The organism is Rhodococcus sp. IC4_135, assembly GCF_011602025.1.
In the GTDB taxonomy this organism is placed as follows: domain Bacteria; phylum Actinomycetota; class Actinomycetes; order Mycobacteriales; family Mycobacteriaceae; genus Rhodococcus_F; species Rhodococcus_F baikonurensis.
The window spans coordinates 258,412-277,038 of record NZ_JAAOLG010000004.1; the positions used below are offsets into that span (position 1 = coordinate 258,412).

Genomic DNA, 18,627 nt, shown 5'->3' on the forward strand with positions numbered 1-18,627 from the left:
GTGCGAGTCGGGTTCTCGGAGCGGATACCCGCTCGATACGCCCCGAACCGGCCCGTTCACACGCAACGGTTCGGGATCAACCGTGAGCGTTTGCCTCGCGCAATCGGCTGGGGGCGACCATCATGGGAGACATGCGCTCGATTTGGAAAGGCTCGATAGCCTTCGGTCTGGTCAACGTTCCGGTCAAGGTGTACTCGGCGACCGAGGACCACGACATCCGATTTCACCAGGTCCATGCAAAAGACGGTGGCCGCATCAAGTACAACCGTGTGTGTTCCGAGTGCGGAAACACGGTTCAGTTCGCGGACATCGACAAGGCGTACGACTCGGAAGACGGATCGCGCGTCATCTTGAGCGACGAGGACTTCAACAAGCTCCCGGCCGCGGAGAAGCACGAGATTCCGGTGCTGGAATTCGTGCCGAACGATCAGATCGATCCGATCTTGTTCGAGAAGAGTTACTTCCTCGAACCCGATTCGGCGTCGCCGAAGGCGTACGTCCTGCTCTCGACTGTGCTCACCGAGAGTGATCGAACGGCACTGGTGCATTTCACTCTGCGACAGAAGACGCGTCTGGCCGCGATGCGCGCTCGCGACGGCGTCCTCGTGATCCAGACGTTGCTCTGGCCCGACGAAGTTCGTGCAGCAGAGTTCCCTTCGCTCGACGACGTGGAGAAGCCGAAGGCCAAGGAACTGAAGATGGCGCAGACGCTCGTCGAGAGCATGGCCGGCGATTTCGATCCGACCGAGTTCACCGACGACTACCAACTCCAATTGCGGCAGTTGCTCGACGAGATGATCGAGAACGGCGGCAAGAAGGTCATCCCTGCCGCCGAAGTCGACCAGGAGGGTACCGATGCAGAGGTGGTCGACCTGGTTGCCGCACTGCAACGCAGTGTGGACGAAGCGAAGTCGAACGCCTCCAAGGCCGGCTCCTCGAAGTCGACCACGCCGAGGAAGAAACGAGCCTGATTCAGCCGCGCACGTCCTGAACTTCGATCAAAGCGTCCAGCTCTGCGTCGACGTCCGGGGCCGCATGACGACCTGTTCCGACCGCCAGGTTCACGACAGGGCCGATCGCCTCCAGACCTGCTTCGGTGAACATCTCGGCGTGTGAGGTGGGCACCGGACGGTCGATGATCACCCCGGACACGAACGGCCGCCATGCCGACGCCGTTCGCAGTGGGTCGAAAGTGTCGGTCTGTGCCGAGAAGAACAGCAGATCGCCCACGAACCTGCCCGGGCGGTAGCGGTGAGCCAGCTCCGCGCCGGCCGAGTACTCCTCGAACAGTCGCTCGATCCGCTCGCTCGAGACCAAGGGGTGATCGCCGATGGCATCGCGCAGGAGCTCTTCGGCGTCCTCGGGTGTCAGATCGCGCTCGTCGGCGTCCGGGACCGAGATCCCCAACCCGCCGATCAGTTCGGCGAGTGAAGGCTGCGCGCCCGCCATCATCGGGTCTTCGAGTACGAAGCTGTCGAGCAGTACAAGGTCGGCGACGCTTTCACCTGCTGCTTGCAATTGCACCGCCGCCGCGTGGGCGATCAATCCGCCGATCGACCAGCCGAGCAGATGATACGGACCGTGGGGCTGGACTCCGCGGATCTCCTCGACGTACCGCGCCGCGAAATCCTCGATCAGCTCCGCCCGGAATTCGGGGTCGGCCAGAACCGGCGACTGCAGGCCGTAGAGCGGCCGGCTGGAATCGACGTAGCGATCGAGTGCCCCGTAGCACCAGGCCAATCCGATGGCCGGATGGATGCAGAACAGAGGCTCGGCGCGGCCTTCCGGGCGTAGTGGCAGGACTATTGCAAGCGCCGAGGTATCTGCGTCACTTGTCACAACTGTTTCCTCGAGTTCGAAGAGTCTGCGCGCCAATGCCTCCGGAGTCGGATCGGAGAATATCCACGCGACGGGGACGGTCAGGCTGGTGCGTTCCTTGATGGCAGCGACCAAGCGCGTTGCCATGAGCGAATTTCCGCCGAGTTCGAAGAAACTCGAATCGGCGTACGTGTCGGCGTCGGCGAGATCGAGTACCTCCGCGAAAGCAGCGCAGATCGCAATCTCGTCGCTGCCCTCCGGACTGCGTCCACTCGGCGCCTCCCAGAGGGGAGCAGGCAGAGCGCTGCGATCCAATTTGCCCGCCGGTGTGGTCGGGACTGCATCGATGGCGACAAAGGCGGACGGGATCATGTGCCCAGGCAAGGACATACCTGCGTGACGGCGTAGCGCGGTGACGTCGACGTCCGCGTGTGCGGGGACGACGTAGGCGACGATCCGAGCGTCGACGCCGTCACCGACGACCACGCTGACAGCCGAATGCACGGACGCGTCGGACGCCAGCACCGCGTCGATTTCGCCGAGTTCGATCCGGAACCCGCGGACCTTGACTTGCTGGTCCGCGCGTCCGAGGTAGATCAGCGCCCCTGCGCGATCTTCGCGCACCAGATCCCCGGTGCGGTACATCCGAGCGCCTTCGGGTCCGTGCGGGTCGGCGACGAACCGTGTGGCGGTGAGCGCGGGGTTGCCGAGGTACCCGCGGGCGAGGCCGTCGCCGCTGACGTAGAGCTCACCGACGACCTGTCCGGGGACCGAGTGCAGTCGGGAATCGAGAATCATCGCGTCCACGCCGCGGATCGGACCGCCGATTGTCACAGACTCCCCCGCGACCAGTGAATCGCTGATGGTGACTGCGACGGTGGCCTCGGTCGGGCCGTACGCGTTGAACATACGGCGCCCCGGCGCCCACCGAGATACGAGGTCGGCGGAGCAGGCGTCGCCCCCGACAACGACGGCTTCGAGATGGTCGAGCCCGGCGGGATCGACAGTCGCCAAGGCTGCCGGAGTCACGAAAGCATGGGTGATCGTCTGCTCGTCGAGTAGGTCGTGCAGTTCGACACCGCCGAGAACGGTCGGAGGTGCGATCACCATCGTTGCGCCGGCGCCGAAGGCCAGAAGGAGTTCGAGGACCGACGCGTCGAAGCTCGTCGAGGCGAAGCTCAGAGCGCGAGAGTGCGCGGTGACGCCGAAACGGTCGCGCTGTTCGTCGGCAAACGCGGCCAACCCTGCGTGAGTGACCAACACTCCCTTGGGTTTTCCGGTCGAGCCCGAGGTGTAGATCAGGTAGGCGGGATTGTCGAGCTCGAGTGGCGCGTCCGGCAGTGTCTCGGAATGGACGGCCTCGATTTCGGTGGTGAATTCGACCGCGTCGAGCTCGATCCACGATGTGACGTCTGGCAGACCGGTCAGATACTCGCCTCTGGTGATACCGAGTGCTGCCCCGCTGTCGGTGAGCATGTGCTCGATCCGCTCGGCGGGGTACGCCGGATCCACGGGAAGGAACACCCCGCCGGCTTTCGCAACGGCCCAGAGCGCGATCACGTAGTCGGCCGACCTCGGAAGCGCCAGTGCCACAATCATTTCCGGCACTATTCCGCGTGCGATCAACGCAAAGGCCATTGCGTCGGAGCGTCGGTCGAGTTCGCCGTACGTGAGCGTGGCGGATGCGGCGACGTCGACGATTGCGGGAGCGTGAGGATCGGCAGCGCCGCGAAGCAGCAGCTCCGGCAAGGTCAAAGCGTCGCCGGCCGGACGTCCGGGCAACGCACGCAGGCCGCGTCCCGCAAGATCGACGTCACCGACGACAGCTGAGGGCTGGGCAGTCAGTGTCTCGATGATCGTTTCCAGCATCACCGCAAACGACTCCGCCGTATCGGTGTCGAAGAGGTCCTTCGCGTACGTGAGGGAGGCCTCGTAGCCGCCGCCTTCCTCCGCGGTTTGTTCAACAACGGTGAACTGCAGGTCGTACTTGGCGATGGCCGGTGTGATCTCGTGCGCACGAACGGCAAGTCCAGGCAGATCCCACGCCGTCGGATGGGCGCCGTGGAACGAGATCATCGTCTGGAACACCGGATGACGGTCGGTGGTCCGGGTCGGCGCCACGACGTCCACGACCTGCTCGAACGGAATGTCCGTGTGGGCGAAGGCGTCGAGATCGACGGAGCGGACGGTACGTAGAACGTCGACGAAGGTCGACCCGGGATCGACCGTCGTGCGCAGTCCGACCGTGCCCACGAACATTCCCACGAGGTCGTCGAGAGCTCGGTGTCCTCGCCCGGCGACCGGAGATCCGATCACGATGTCCGTGCTTCGACTCAGCCTGGACAGCAGCACGGCATAGGCAGCGTGCAACACCATGAACGGCGTCGCCGCATTCGAGCCGGCAACCGCCTCGACCGCGATCCGGGTGTGCGCCGGAAGCGAGACCGCGGTGTGGCCGCCGCTCAACGACTGGGTGAGCGGGCGCGCTCGATCGCTCGGAAGGTCGATCAGCTCAGGTGCTCCCCGCAACGTCTCCCGCCAGTACGACGCCTGTGCCCCGAGCACGCTCTTGGATTCGTTCACAGAGCCCAGCGCTTCCCGCTGCCAGATGGCGAAGTCCGCGTAGTGAACCTCGAGCGGGGTGAACTCGGGAGCGTGTCCCGAACTTCTCGCGACGTAGGCGGTGAGCACGTCCTTCATCAACGGCGCGATCGACCATCCGTCCGCCGCGACGTGGTGGATCACGATGACCAGAGTGTGTTGCTGCGGCGTCGACTCGAGCAGGAGAGCCCGGATCGGGGCTTGGGTCGTGATGTCGAATCCGCGCGACGCGAATTCTCCGGCGAGTTCTGCCGGTTCACGGGTGTCCGCAGTTCCGTATTCCAAGGAGGTGAAGGCATCCAGGATCACCTGGTGTGGGCCGGTGTCGGAATCTGGGAACACCGTGCGCAGGATTTCGTGTCTTTCGATCACATCGAGGACAGCAGCTTCGAGGGCCGGCACGTCGAGTGCACCGTCGAGGGAGATCGCGGCAGGGACGTTGTATGCGGGTGAGCCCGGATCCATCTGGTTGAGGAACCAGATGCGGGCCTGCGCGTAGGACAGCGGAATTCGATCGGGGCGGTCGGCGACGGTGATCGGCGGAAGCGCCTTCACCCTGGCGGATGTGTCGAGTGCTGCGGCAAGTTCCCGAATTTCGGGGTGCTCGAACAGCATTCGGACAGCCACCTGCCTGCCCAATGATTCGCCGAGTCGCTGGGACAGTCTGGTGGCGAGCAGTGAGTTGCCACCGAGCTCGAAGAAACTGTCCGACGCACCGATCTGCTCGATACCCAGCAGTTCTGCCACGACGCCGGCAACCTGGAGTTCGGTCGCGGTGGTCAGCGGCTCGAGACTCCGCTCGAACGAACGCAGTGTCGGCGCCGGCAGCGCCGATCGGTCGAGTTTCCCGACGGGGGTCAGCGGAACGTGCTCGATCGGGGTGATCGCCGTCGGCACCATGAAAGCGGGTAGAGAGCGGCGCGCATGGCTCAGCAGCTCGTCCATGTCGACCGCATCGTCGCCGAGCACCACGTACGACGCCAACATCGTCTCACCGGAAGCTGCGTCGACGCCCACGGTGACCGCGAACTCGACGCCGGGGTACGCGCTCAGGACAGAGTCGATCTCGCCCAGTTCGATTCGGAATCCGCGCACTTTCACCTGGTGATCGGAGCGTCCGACGTATTCGATCGTCTCGAGCGGTGTCCACCGAACCAGGTCTCCGGTCCGGTACATGCGAGTACCGGCCGGGCCGAACGGCGCTGCCACGAATCGCGTCGCCGTCAACCCGGGTTGGTCGAGGTAGCCGCGGGCAAGTCCCAGGCCGGCGATGTAGAGCTCGCCGGTGACTCCGACGGGGACCGGCCGGGCGGAACCGTCGAGAACCACCGCGGACACGCCGCGGACGGGTCCGCCGATGGTCACGGTCTCCCCCACGCTCAGCGCATCGCTGATGCAGACCATGACGGTGGTTTCCGTCGGCCCGTATCCGTTGAACAACCGGCGACCCGGTGCCCACTTGCGGACCAGTTCGGGTGGGCATGCCTCGCCGCCGACAACTATCGACTGCAAGGCGTCCAGCCCGGTCGGATCGACCGAGGCCAGCGCTGCCGGTGTGATGAACGCGTGGGTCACCTGCTGATCGGTGACCAATTCGGCGAGGTCCTCGCCGCCGTAGACGTCGGGAGATGCGATCACCATCGTCGCGCCTTCACCGACGGCGAGCAGCAGTTCGAGGATGGAGGCGTCGAAGCTCGGTGAGGAGAAGTGCAGCGTCCTCGACTGCGCCGAGATGCCGTAGCGCGCCGTCTGCTCGGCAGCCAATGCGCTCAGGCCACGGTGAGTAACGCTGACCCCCTTGGGTTTTCCCGTCGATCCGGAGGTGTAGATGATGTAGGCGAGGTTGTCGATTCGGATCGGCGCGGCGGGAATCGCTTGACCGGTACCGTCGTCCTCGATGTCGTCCATCGCCATCCACGGAACGGGCCGGGGCAGCGATTCGATCACTGCTTCCGTCGTTACTCCGCGAGTGGCTCCGGAGTCGGTGAGCATGTGCAGAATGCGATCGGCGGGGTATCGCGGATCGACAGGAACAAACGCAGCGCCGGTCAAGGAAACGCCCCACAACGCGATGATCGAGTCGATCGAACGCGGAATCGCTATTGCCACAATGTCTTCGGCACCGATTCCTTCCGTGGTCAAACGGCGGGCAAGCGCCGATGCACGGGCGAACAGATCTCGGTAGAGCACGGTGGTGTCACCCGATCGAAGGGCCACCGAATCCCCTGAACGGTTGGCCGTCCGCGTCAATATTTCGGCCAAGGTGCGCGAGCTGGTCCATGCCGGACCGCGTACGGGCACGAGTGACTCTCGCTCGAGGGCACTGAGGAATTCGATGTCGTCGATCGCGGTGTCCGGCTCCGCGGCGACGGCGCGGGCTACCGACTGCACACGGGCGGCGATCGTTTCCGCGGTGGCGATGTCGAAGAGCGCCTCGGCAAACCTGAGCGATCCGGTGATCTCCGCGTTCTCGGAATTGCCTGCCAGCAGAGTGAACTCGAGGTCGAACTTCGCGACGGACGGCTCGATTGGTTGCGCTTCGAGACGTGCGCCGTGAACTGTGACCTGCGGCGAGACCACATTCTGGTGGTACGACAGCATGACCTGAAACAGTGGATGTCGCGTGGTGGACCGGTCGAGGTCGAGGGCGTCGACCAACACCTCGAAGGGCAACTCGGAGTGGGCGAAGGCGGCGAGGTCGCGGTCGCGGACGCCCTCGAGCAGGTCGGTGAACGACGCTCGGTGGTCGACCGGTGTGCGAAGGGGTACCGAATTGACGAACATCCCGATCAGGGAATCCAGTTCGGGTCGCCCGCGGCCGGCCACCGGGGTACCGATCACCACATCGTCGGTAGCACCGAGACGCGCGAGAACAACCGCCAGGATCGCGTGTACGACCATGAACTGCGTCGTACCACTGCGCCTCGCCAAGGCGGCGAGTTGCTCCACCGTCGCCGCGTCGATGACGATCGGCACCGATCCGACGGCGGTCGTGGTGACAGATCCGCGTGGGCGATCCACGGGTAACAGCACTTCGTCCGGGGCAGCCGCCATGGCAGCTGTCCAGAACGTCAGCTCGCGGGCAACCAGAGACTCCTGGTCGTCGATCTGCCCGAGCGAGTCTTGCTGCCACACCGCGTAATCGGCGTACTGCACCTCGAGCGGCGCAAACACCGGCGCATCCGAGACGAGGCGTGCGGAGTACGCCGCGATGAAATCTGCGGCAAAGGGAGTCAGGGACCAGCCGTCGAAGGAGATGTGGTGGATGACGACGACCAGTACGTGAACATCGGCGTCCTCGCGCACGAGCATTGCCCGAATCGGCAGATCCGAACCGAGATCGAACCCACGCGATGCGAACTCCGTCGTCGCCGAGTCGACACCTTCAGAGCCGAAATAGCGCTCGACGGAGAACTGCACATCGGAAATTGCTCGGATGACCTGGCTCGGTCCGTCCGCGCTGTCGACGTAGATCGTTCGAAGCACCTCGTGACGCGCAATGACGTCCGAGAGCGCCTCCTCGAGGGCGTCGCCGTGGATGTCCCCGGTGATCCGAATCGCGAACGGGATGTTGTAGACCGAGGACTGCGGATCGAAGCGATTGACGAACCACAGTCGCTGTTGCGCAGCGGAGAGCGGTAGGCGGGCAGAGCGAGCGCCGGCGGTCAGGGCAGGTCGATCGTCGGATTCTTCGGCGCTTGTGGCCAGATGTGCAGCGAGCGCTTCGACTGTCGGTGCTTCGAAGATCGAGCGCACGTCCACGGCGAGTCCCGTCGCCGCGCTCAACCGCGCGGACACCTGCGTCGCGACCAGTGAATTGCCCCCGAGATCGAAGAAGCTGTCTCCGGCCCGGACCTCGGGTACGTCGAGCAGTGAAGCGAACACGTCGGCAACGGTTCGTTCGAGCCCGGCCTCGGGTTCACGACCCGTGCCGAGGATTTCGCGCGGAACCGGCGTCGGCAATGCTCTGCGATCGAGTTTGCCGACCGGAGTCAACGGAATCGCGTCGATCGGGGTGATCGACGACGGAATCATGTACCGCGGCAACCTGTCGGCGAGTCCCACGAAGAGCGACTCGATATCAGCGTCGCCGCTCAGCAACACGTACGACGCCAAGGTGGTGCCTGCGACGGATTCGACGGGAATCGTCGTGGCGAAGTGAACGAGAGGGAAATCCATCAGAGCAGCGTCGATCTCGCCGAGTTCGATGCGGAACCCGCGGATCTTGAGCTGATGGTCGCTGCGGCCCACGTAGCGAAGGGTCAGGTCCCTGGTCCAGCGGACCAGGTCACCGGTGCGGTACATCCGCGCACCGGGCGTCGAGTACGGATGCGCGACAAAACGATCCGACGTCAGTGCTGGACGGAGGTGGTAACCCCGTGCGAGGCCCGGCCCACCGATGTACAGCTCGCCTACGCCGCCGATCGGGACCGGTTGCAGCCGAGCGTCGAGCACCACGGCGTCGATTCCGCGGATGGGACCACCGATGGTGATCGGCTCGCCCGGTGAGAGTGCGTCACTGATGGCAACCATGACAGTGGTTTCGGTCGGACCGTATCCGTTGTGCAGTCTGCGCCCGTTGCCCCAGCTCGAGACCAATTCCGGAGTGCACACATCGCCGCCGACGACTACGCATTCCAGTGCCGTCACGCCCGCCGGATCGACAGTCGCCAGAGCAGCCGGAGTGATGAAGGCATGAGTGACCTCGCGGCCTCGGAGGAACTCGCTCAACGCCTCCCCGCCGTAGATGTCGGGAGGGGCGATCACCATCGTCGCGCCGGTCGAACCGGCCAGCAGTAGCTCGAGGACGGCACCGTCGAAGCTCGGCGATGCAAAATGCAAAGCTCGCGACGCGGCGGTGATCCGGTACCGATCCTGTTGTTCGCGAGCAAGATTCGCCAAACCCGCGTGGGTGACGACGGTGCCCTTCGGCACTCCGGTCGACCCGGACGTGTAGATGACGTACGCGGCCGACGCCGCAGTGATCGATCCTGTTCTGTCCGCGTCGTCGATGGCGGCGTCGGAGTAGGCGGCACATTCTGCAACCGTGTCCGCGTCGCCGAGGTCGATCCAAACTGCGACATTCCCGCCGGTTGCCGGACCGGCCGCGACCTCGGCGGACCGAATTCCAATGCGCACACCCGAATCTTCGAGCATGTGCGCAACTCGATCTGCGGGATAACGGGGATCGACCGGGACGAAAACGCCGCCGGCTTTGGTGACCGACCAGACTGCGAGCACCGAGTCGACCGATCGGGCGACTGCCAATGCGACCGGTGTCTCGGGTCCGACGCCCAGGTCCATGAGGTATCGAGCGATCCGATTCGATCGACGCTCCAGCTCCCCGTACGACAGTGAAAGCTCGGAGTCTTCGAGGGCGATCGCGTCGGGATACGTCCTCGCGGTATCCCCGAGGATCTGCGCCAGCGTCGATTCGCCCACCGAAGCCACACCGCGGTGCGGCAATATCGCGGCACTCTCCCGGGATCCGAGTACACGAAGGTCACCCACCGGTGCAGTCGGTTCCGAGACCGCCGATTCGACGAGTGTCACGAAGTTTCGCGCCAACGCTTCGACGGTCGAGCCGTCGAACAGGTCGGTGGAGTAGGTGAACGTGGCATCGATCCCAGCTGCGGCCCCGGCCTCGCGGCGCTCGGTGACCGTGAGCTCGAGGTCGAACTTGGTCAGCCCCGTCTCGACTGCCCGGGCCGTCATCGACACCCCGGCCAGTTCAGCTGTGTGAGTGGTGGTTATCCGAGAGGTGATGGCAGCCTGGAACACCGGGTGGTGTGCGGGCGAACGGTCCAGTTCGAGCGCGTCCACGACGACGTCGAATGGCACGTCCGCATTGTCGAAGGCATCCACGTCGACAGCTCTGACCTGCGCGAGGTACTCCCCGAAGGTCACATCACGGTCGACGATGGTCCGCAAGGCAAGGGTGTTGACGAACATGCCGACGAGCAGATCGAGAGACCTGTCCCCTCGTCCCGCCACCGGTGTTCCGACGACGATGTCGTCCGTGCCGCTGTAGCGAGCCAGAAGCAGCGCGAAGCACGCGTGCAGGGCGATGAAAGGCGTGGCGTCGTGATCGGCAGCAAGTACAGCGAGCTTCTGATGTGTGGAAGCGCCAATTCTGATGTCGACGCCGGCCCCGCGCATGGTCGGGTCGAGTGGGCGCGGACGGTCCGTCGGCAGGTGGAGTTGCTCGGGCGCTCCCGCCAGTTGCTGCTTCCAGAACGTGATCTGTGAGTGGGCAAGCGAATCGGTGGATGCCGCGTCCCCGAGGTGCTCCCGGTGCCAGAGCGTGTAGTCGGCGTACTGCACTGGAAGCGGCGCCCACTGCGGGCTGTTGCCGCCGACGCGGGCGGCGTAGGCGCCGGTGAGATCAGCAGCCAGCGGCGCGAGTGACCATCCGTCGGCCACCATGTGGTGCAGGACCACGACGAGGACAGCTTCCTCGTCATCGCCTTCCTTCTCGTCGGCGACAGTGATCAGCAGGTAGCGCACCGGACGTTCGCGGACCAGATCGAAACCCGCCGAAGAGAATTCGAAGATCACTCTCTCGAGGCTTCCGCGTTCCACGTCGATCGACTCGAGCCCTGCGATCCCCTCGCCCAGGCCCAGCACCTTCTGCGTCGCGTTGTCCCCGATTTGAGGAAACACGGTGCGTAGTGACTCGTGACGTGTCACGACGTCCACGATCGCAGCGCTGAGTGCGTCGGCGTCGACGCCACCACGCAACGACACCGCCAGTGGAATGTTGTACGCGCCCGATTCCGGCGCGACGCGATTGAGGAACCACAGTCGCTGCTGGGCGGGTGCGAGAGGTAGTACCGCCGGCCGGGCCACGACCTGAATACCGTCGGCGTCCGGAGTTTGTGCGGCACGCTCGATCGTCGCCGCGATCCCGGAGACCGTGGGGTGATCGAAGAGTGCTCGCAGAGGCATCCGCACTCCGGTGGCTTCGGTCAAGCGAGCCACAGCCGTCGTCGCTACCAGCGAGTTTCCACCCAGATGGAAGAAATTGTCGTCGAGTCCGAGCGGCCCGCTACCGAGAATGTCAGCCAGAACCGCGGCGACCTTGTCCTCGGTCGGCGTCGTCGGGGGCCGGAAGACCTTGGTGGAGGCGAGGATCGGCGACGGCAGCGCACGCCGGTCGAGTTTTCCGTTGGTGGTCAACGGAATCGAATCGATGACCATGAAGGCATCGGGAACCATGTAGGTCGGGAGAACTTCGGCGGCGTGGGCGCGAAGGACCTCGGCGTCGACGGAATCAGAAGCGGTCACATACGTCACGAGAGCGCCGCCCGCCGGCGTCGGTGCCACAACCGTCACTGCGTCGTCGATTCCCGGTGCGCCGAGGATGACGGAGTCGATCTCACCGAGTTCGATCCGGAATCCGCGGATCTTGACCTGCGCGTCGCCGCGTCCGAGGTATTCGAGTTGTCCGGGCGCAATCCACCGTGCTCGGTCGCCGGACCGGTACAACCGCCGGCCGCCGGCGTTGAAGGGATCGGCGACGAACCGGCCCGCGGTGAGGTCGGGTCGGCCCAGATATCCACGGGCGAGTTGGCCGCCGGCGACGTAGATCTCCCCCGCGATTCCCACCGGGACCGGCGAGAGGTGCTCGTCGAGCAAGTACACGCGAAGTCCGTCGATCGCGTCGCCGATCCGACTGCCCGTCACCGAACTCGCGCTCGGTCGGTCGAGTTCGAGATGCGTGACGTGCACCGTGGTCTCGGTGATGCCGTACATGTTGACGAGTGCAGGCCCGGAGTTCGTGTGATTGTCGTAGCCGGGGTGATTGTCGTACCAGCGTCCGAGTCGGCGCAGGTCCAATGCTTCGCCACCGAAGATCACGTACCGGAGCCGAGTCTCCGAATCGGTACGGAGGTCGGCTTCGATGTACTGGTAGAAGGCCGAGGGCGTCTGATTGAGCACGGTGACGCCTTCTGCGGCGACCAGCGCTCGGAAGGCATCGGGGTCGCGTGAGACTTCGTGATCGACCAGCACCAGGGTTCCACCGTGGAGCAGCGCGCCCCACAGTTCCCACACCGAGAAGTCGAAGGCGAACGAGTGGAACATCGTCCACACGTCGTTCCCGTCGAATCCGAATTCGACGTGCGTGTTCTCGAACAATCGCACCACGGTGGCGTGGGTGACGGAGACGCCTTTGGGTCGACCCGTCGACCCCGAGGTGTAGATCACGTACGCCAGATTGTCGGCTCCGTGCCCGCGCGGGCACGGAGCGGTTTCCAGACTCTCCCCGGAGTACTCGTCGGAGTCGATTCCGATGACCGCCACATCGGCGTTCGGGAAGGTGGAATCGGAGACGATGCACACCGGTTGCGCATCCTCGACCACGTACGCCAAACGCTCGGCCGGGTGCGCACGATCGAGTGGGAGGTATCCGCCGCCGGCCTTCACCACCGCGACTGCGGCAACGATCATGTCGACCGATTTGGGCAGCATGATCCCGACCAACGACTCGGAATGCACGCCGTGATCGACGAGTTTGCGCGCCAACTGATTCGATCGTCGATCGAGTTCGCGGTATGACACGCGCTCGCCACCCGCGACGACGGCGATCGCGTCCGGGGTCGCGCGAGTGCGGTCGGCAAGGATGTCGGAGAGCGTTCGGACCGGGGTGATCGGCAGCACCGGCGGTACCAGCGCCTGGCGTGCGTCCGGGCGGAGCAGATCCACGGCGCCGAGCACCGAGTGCGGAGCACCGACCATCGCGGTCAGGATTCGCAGAAAACGGTCGGCGAGGTCCTCGGCTTGCTCCTTCGTGCCGAGCCAATCGAGAACACCGGAGATCGGCTGATCGAAATCGGCATGCTCGCCCGTCGGAATTGCCAGGGAGACAAACAGTTCCGGCACTGTAGCCAAGTCGGATCCGATCGGCGCACCGACCATGAGGCCCGGAAATCTCGGGTGAGCGTCCAGTGGTTCCTCGAAGCAGACCATCGCCCGGAACAACGGGCCTGTCTCCATCCAGCGACCGTCACCGAGTGCGGCGGTCACCGACGACAGAAGGATGTCGGCGTGCTCGAAGGCTTCGATCGCGACGGTGTCCACCGCACCGACCAGGTCGGAGAGCGTCATGGTGTTCGACACCGTGGAACGAAGCACCAACTGGTTGGCGAACATCGAGACGAAGTCGTCCGGGTTCGAGGCACCGTACCCGCGGACCGAAACTCCGATCGACACCTCGTCAGCCGAACCGACGCGGCGCAGCAGTCCCGTCATCGCGGACTGGAACAGCACGAACAGACTCGTGTTCATCGTCGTCGCCATCGTCTCGAGGCGCCGGCAGAGGTCTGCCTCGATCTCGAGAGGCGTGGACGTTCGACCGGTTCCGGCGACGACCGGCAAACCCAGATCCTCGGCGGGGCTCGACAATGTCGCAGACCAGTACTCGACGTTGCGGGCGTGTTGGACTTCGGCGATCCACTTCCCCGCAGCGTCGGGGTCGATGTCCATCAATCGAGTTCCCGCTTCTGCGGCGCAGAACAAGTCGAGGAATTCGAGGAAACGTCGGTGGTGACGCGCGATGTCCTCGTCGGTGTAGAGGTCCGGATTCGCGGCGAAGTCGATCTGAATCTCTTCGGCTGCGGACGTCTGATAGACGTTGACCGAGAGGTCTTCGATCGGCCCGGTCGAGATCACGTTCAGTTCGCCGTGCGCGTCCCCGAGAGTGATTCCGGAATGGAACAGCATGAGGTTGATCAAAGGCCCGTGGAAGCCGCGTCCGTCGGCGATGCTGTGATCGCCGGCGTTGAGGTCGCGTCGTAGGTCTTCGTGGCGATACTTCTGATGACGCAGTGCGCCGGTGAGTTCGATCTTCACCTCGTGCAGCAAGTCCCCGACCGCGAAGTGCGGGTCGACACTCGCACGTATCGGAACGACGTTCGACATCATTCCGCCGGACCGGCGAGCAGCTTTTGTCGTCCGCCCCGACACCGGCAGACTGAGGACCACGTCGCGGGTCCCGGTGGCCCGGGCGAGGTAAGACGCCAGAGCACCGATCACCACGGACGACGTCGTCACGTCGTGGGCGGCAGCGAGCCGTTCGAGAGAGCTTCGCAGTTCCGAAGGCACCGTCGCGGACCGCAGGCGTGACCACGCCTGCGACGGAGCAGTCGAGGACGCGAGCGAGGTTCCGCCCGGCTTGTCGGCCATCTTGGTGTTCCAGTAGTCGCGATCACGCTCCCACCGGGAAGAGCCCAGATAGTCGGACTCCGCCTTCACCAACGATTGGAGGGGGGCAGTTACCGCTGGGGGAACCGGCAGATCCCGCACCGCCGCGGTGTAGATCTCGGCTGTGCGGTTCATCATCGACATCGCGCCGAAACCGTCGAGCGCTACATGGTGAATACGGCTGTACCAGTAGGAATGGTCGTCGCGAAGCACCAAGACCGCCAGCCGGACCAGGCGATCGGTGAACGGATCGATGGCAGCAGTGTGCTCTCTGCGCATCCACTCTCGCGCCGCCGATTCCGGATCCGATTCGTCTCGAAGATCGACCACGTCGAGGGAGTCGTCCATGTCGAGATCGAGCCACTGACGCGCAACCCCGTCCACCTCGACCAGGCGCAGGTATCCGGAGCCGATCTCACGGCCGGTCTGTTTACTGGCAGCGGTCAGCAGCTCGATGTCGAGCGGGCCGTCCACGTCGACGTACTGAGCGATGCTGACGGGAATCTCGGGCCGAAGCTGTTGTGCGACAAGCAGGGAAAGTTGCGCGGCAGAAAGAGGGAAGGTGAGTTCGTCGTCCGGACGAGCTGCGGAAACGATTCCTCGGTCGGGACTGCCATCCACACGAATCTCCCTCTTACAACTTGATCATGATGCAAACAGGTATATGCGTCCGCTGGACGCCTCGAACTGATCGGGGCACTTCGAAATGAGACGAATACATTGGAAAGCTCGGGCGGAAACTGGCAAATCGCCCGCCGGAGATCACATCGTGACAATCAGCTGCGATGTTACCGATCAGTCAGCTTCCAGCAAATATTCATCAAACAACCATTTGGGACTATTGTCCTGAATATCATGGCTAAAACGGCCCTATATAACAAACCGAAGCGCCGGTACCCGACGAACGGGCACCGACGCTCCGGTGAAATCTATTCAGTTGATCGTGCCGAGGTTGCTTGTCAGACCGTGAAGCCGAGTGCGCGCAGTTGCTCGCGTCCGTCTTCGGTGATCTTGTCCGGTCCCCACGGCGGCAACCACACCCAGTTGATCTTCATGTCGGTACACAGATCGCTACGCACCAGTGCGCCGCGTGCCTGGTCCTCGATCACGTCGGTCAACGGGCACGCCGCCGACGTCAAAGTCATGTCGATCGTGACGACGCCGTCGTCTTCGAAGAGTCCGTAGACCAAGCCCAGATCGACGACGTTGATTCCCAGTTCGGGGTCGACGACGTCGCGCATCGCTTCTTCGAGTTCGTCGAGTCGCTCAGGCGACGGGACAGTGCCACTGCCCTGTGCGCCACCGAATTCCGCAGTGGAATCGGGATTCGGATTCACCGGAGCGCCGACCTCGGCGTCCTGCACTGGTTGTGTCTCGGTCATGATCCCTGTCCTTCAGTCGTGTCGACCAATTCACTGCTGCTGTCCGCCGTCGTGACAGCACCGCCGTCGACAATCTGGACTACAGCATCCTTGAATGCCATCCATCCGAGCAAGGCGCACTTCACGCGTGCCGGATACTTCGAGACACCGACGAACGCGATGCCGTCACCGAGAACGTCCTCGTCCCCCTCGACGGTGCCCCGACTGCTCACCATCTCGTTGAACGCCGTCACCGTCTTCAGTGCGTCGGTGACCTGCATCCCGATGACGAGGTCGTTGAGCACCGACGTCGACGCCTGGCTGATCGAACAACCCTGCCCGTCGTACGAGACATCGGAGACCGTTCCGTCCTCGGAGATCTGGACGCGCAACGTCACCTCGTCGCCACACGTCGGGTTGACGTGGTGCACCTCGGCGCCGAACGGCTCACGGAGTCCGCGGCCGTGCGGATGTTTGTAGTGATCGAGGATCACTTCCTGATACATCTGCTCCATGCGCATGATTCAGTTCAACTCCCCTGCGACACCGAAAAATTCCTGCGCACGCTTGATCGCTGCGACGAGAACATCGATTTCCGAGGTGGTGTTGTAGAGCGCAAACGACGCACGGGCCGTAGCAGCGACACCGAACTTACGGTGCAGCGGCCACGCACAATGGTGTCCGACGCGGATCGCGACGCCCTCGTCGTCGAGGATCTGCCCGAGGTCGTGGGCATGAATACCGTCCACGACAAAGGAAATCGCGCCGCCGCGGTTCTCGGACGTCTGTGGTCCGATGATGCGCAGACCTTCGATCGCAGACAGCTTCTCGAGAGCATCCTCGACCAACACGTGCTCGTGCGCGGCGACTGCGTCCATCCCGAAGGTGTTCAGGTAATCCACGGCAGCGCCCAGTCCGACCACCTGTGAGGTCATCGGTACGCCGGCCTCGAAACGCTGAGGTGGCGGCGCGTAGGTGCTGACCTCCATGGTGACCGTCTCGATCATCGAGCCACCGGTGATGAACGGAGGCATCGCTGCCAGCAGTTCACGACGGCCGTAGAGAACTCCGACCCCCGAAGGGCCGAGCATCTTGTGACCGGAGAACGCCGCGTAGTCCACTCCCAATTCGTGGAAGTCGACGGCCATGTGAGGCACCGACTGGCACGCGTCGAGCACGACCAGTGCACCGACGGCGCGTGCTCGTCGCACCAATTCCTCGACGGGTGCGATAGCGCCGGTCACGTTGGACTGGTGGGTGAACGAAACAACCTTCACCGCGCCCGTCAACTCCAGCGAATCGAGATCGATCCGGCCGTCGTCGGTCACGCCGTACCACTTGAGCGTCGCACCGGTTCGGCGCGCAAGTTCCTGCCAGGGAACGAGGTTGGCGTGGTGTTCGAGTTCGGTGATGACGATTTCGTCGCCAGGACCGACATGGCGGTCGAAGCGATCGTCACCGAGAACGTAGGTGACGAGATTCAGTGCCTCGGTGGCGTTCTTGGTGAACACCAACTCGTCCGAATCCGCGCCCACGAAGGAAGCGATGGTGGCGCGAGCATTCTCGTACGCGTCCGTCGCCTCTTCTGCGAGCTGATGAGCACCCCGGTGTACTGCCGCGTTACACGTGGTCAGGAAGTCCCGTTCGGCATCGAGAACCTGGACCGGACGCTGCGAGGTAGCGCCGGAATCCAAGTACACCAAAGGTTTTCCGTCGCGCACGGTTCGCGCCAGGATCGGGAAGTCGGCCCGAACCGCTGTGACGTCGAGCTCGCGCACCGAGGTGGTCATCGTGATTACGCTCCCTGGGTAGCTGCGGTGTCCGCGGTGAAACGAACGTAGCCGTTGGTCTCGAGCTCGTCGGCCAGTTCCGGTCCGCCGGACTCGACGATGCGGCCACCGACGAACACGTGAACGAAGTCGGGGTTGATGTAGCGCAGAATGCGCGTGTAGTGCGTGATCAGCAGAACGCCGCCGTTCTCGCGCTCCTTGTAGCGGTTGACACCTTCGGAGACGGTGCGCAGAGCGTCGACGTCGAGGCCGGAGTCGGTCTCGTCGAGGATCGCGATCTTCGGCTTGAGCATGCCCAACTGCAGGATCTCGTGGCGCTTCTTCTCACCACCGGAGAAACCTTCGTTGACCGAACGCTCGATGAACGAGGGGTCGATCTCGAGCTCGCTGAGGGCTTCCTTGACTTCCTTGACCCAGTGGCGCAGCTTGGGAGCCTCGCCTCGCACGGCCGTAGCGGCGGTGCGCAGGAAGTTGGACATGGATACGCCGGGAACCTCGACGGGGTACTGCATGGCCAGGAAGAGCCCGGCACGTGCACGCTCGTCGACGCTCATCGCGAGGACGTCTTCACCGTTGAGGGTGATGGAGCCGGACGTGACCTGGTACTTGGGGTGACCGGCGATGGCGTACGACAGAGTCGACTTGCCCGATCCGTTGGGGCCCATGATCGCGTGGGTCTCGCCGGAGCGGACCGTCAGGTCGACGCCCTTGAGGATCTGGATGGGCTCGGCGTTCGCATCGGAGTTGGCGACCTCGACGTGCAGGTCACGAACCTCGAGGACCGAGGTGGTGTTGTTGTCACTGGTAGACATGAAATTCCTTCAAGATGAGGCGGGCGAGCGTAGCGACGGGGT

The 18,627-nt window shown here is 64.1% G+C and carries 6 protein-coding genes; 1 reads left to right on the forward strand and 5 read right to left on the reverse strand.

Annotated elements, in window-relative coordinates; translation table 11 throughout:
* Positions 1 to 122 precede the first annotated feature (122 nt).
* On the forward strand, positions 123 to 971 hold the full coding sequence (locus tag G8767_RS11310) for a Ku protein (RefSeq protein ID WP_095970171.1): 849 nt from the start codon (positions 123 to 125) through the stop codon (positions 969 to 971).
* Position 972: 1 nt separating this feature from the next.
* Here the strand turns inward: G8767_RS11310 and G8767_RS11315 are convergent, their stop codons facing one another.
* From G8767_RS11315 to sufC, 5 genes are all read right to left on the reverse strand, one after another.
* The gene (locus G8767_RS11315) at positions 973 to 15,243 is read right to left on the reverse strand and encodes a non-ribosomal peptide synthetase (protein WP_166810203.1); all 14,271 of its coding nucleotides are present in this window, start codon (positions 15,241 to 15,243) and stop codon (positions 973 to 975) included.
* 338 nt (positions 15,244 to 15,581) lie between these two features.
* The gene (locus tag G8767_RS11320) at positions 15,582 to 16,004 is read right to left on the reverse strand and encodes a metal-sulfur cluster assembly factor (RefSeq protein ID WP_003944963.1); all 423 of its coding nucleotides are present in this window, start codon (positions 16,002 to 16,004) and stop codon (positions 15,582 to 15,584) included.
* Positions 16,001 to 16,504, reverse strand: a complete 504-nt coding sequence (gene sufU, locus G8767_RS11325) for a Fe-S cluster assembly sulfur transfer protein SufU (RefSeq protein WP_095970173.1) — start codon at positions 16,502 to 16,504, stop codon at positions 16,001 to 16,003. The genes G8767_RS11320 and sufU overlap by 4 nt, the downstream gene beginning before the upstream one ends.
* 3 nt (positions 16,505 to 16,507) lie before the next feature.
* Positions 16,508 to 17,773, reverse strand: a complete 1,266-nt coding sequence (locus tag G8767_RS11330) for a cysteine desulfurase (protein ID WP_166810204.1) — start codon at positions 17,771 to 17,773, stop codon at positions 16,508 to 16,510.
* Between the two features lie 5 nt (positions 17,774 to 17,778).
* Positions 17,779 to 18,585: a Fe-S cluster assembly ATPase SufC gene (gene sufC / locus G8767_RS11335; protein WP_095970175.1), complete on the reverse strand. Its 807-nt coding sequence runs from the start codon at positions 18,583 to 18,585 to the stop codon at positions 17,779 to 17,781.
* Positions 18,586 to 18,627: the final 42 nt, after the last annotated feature.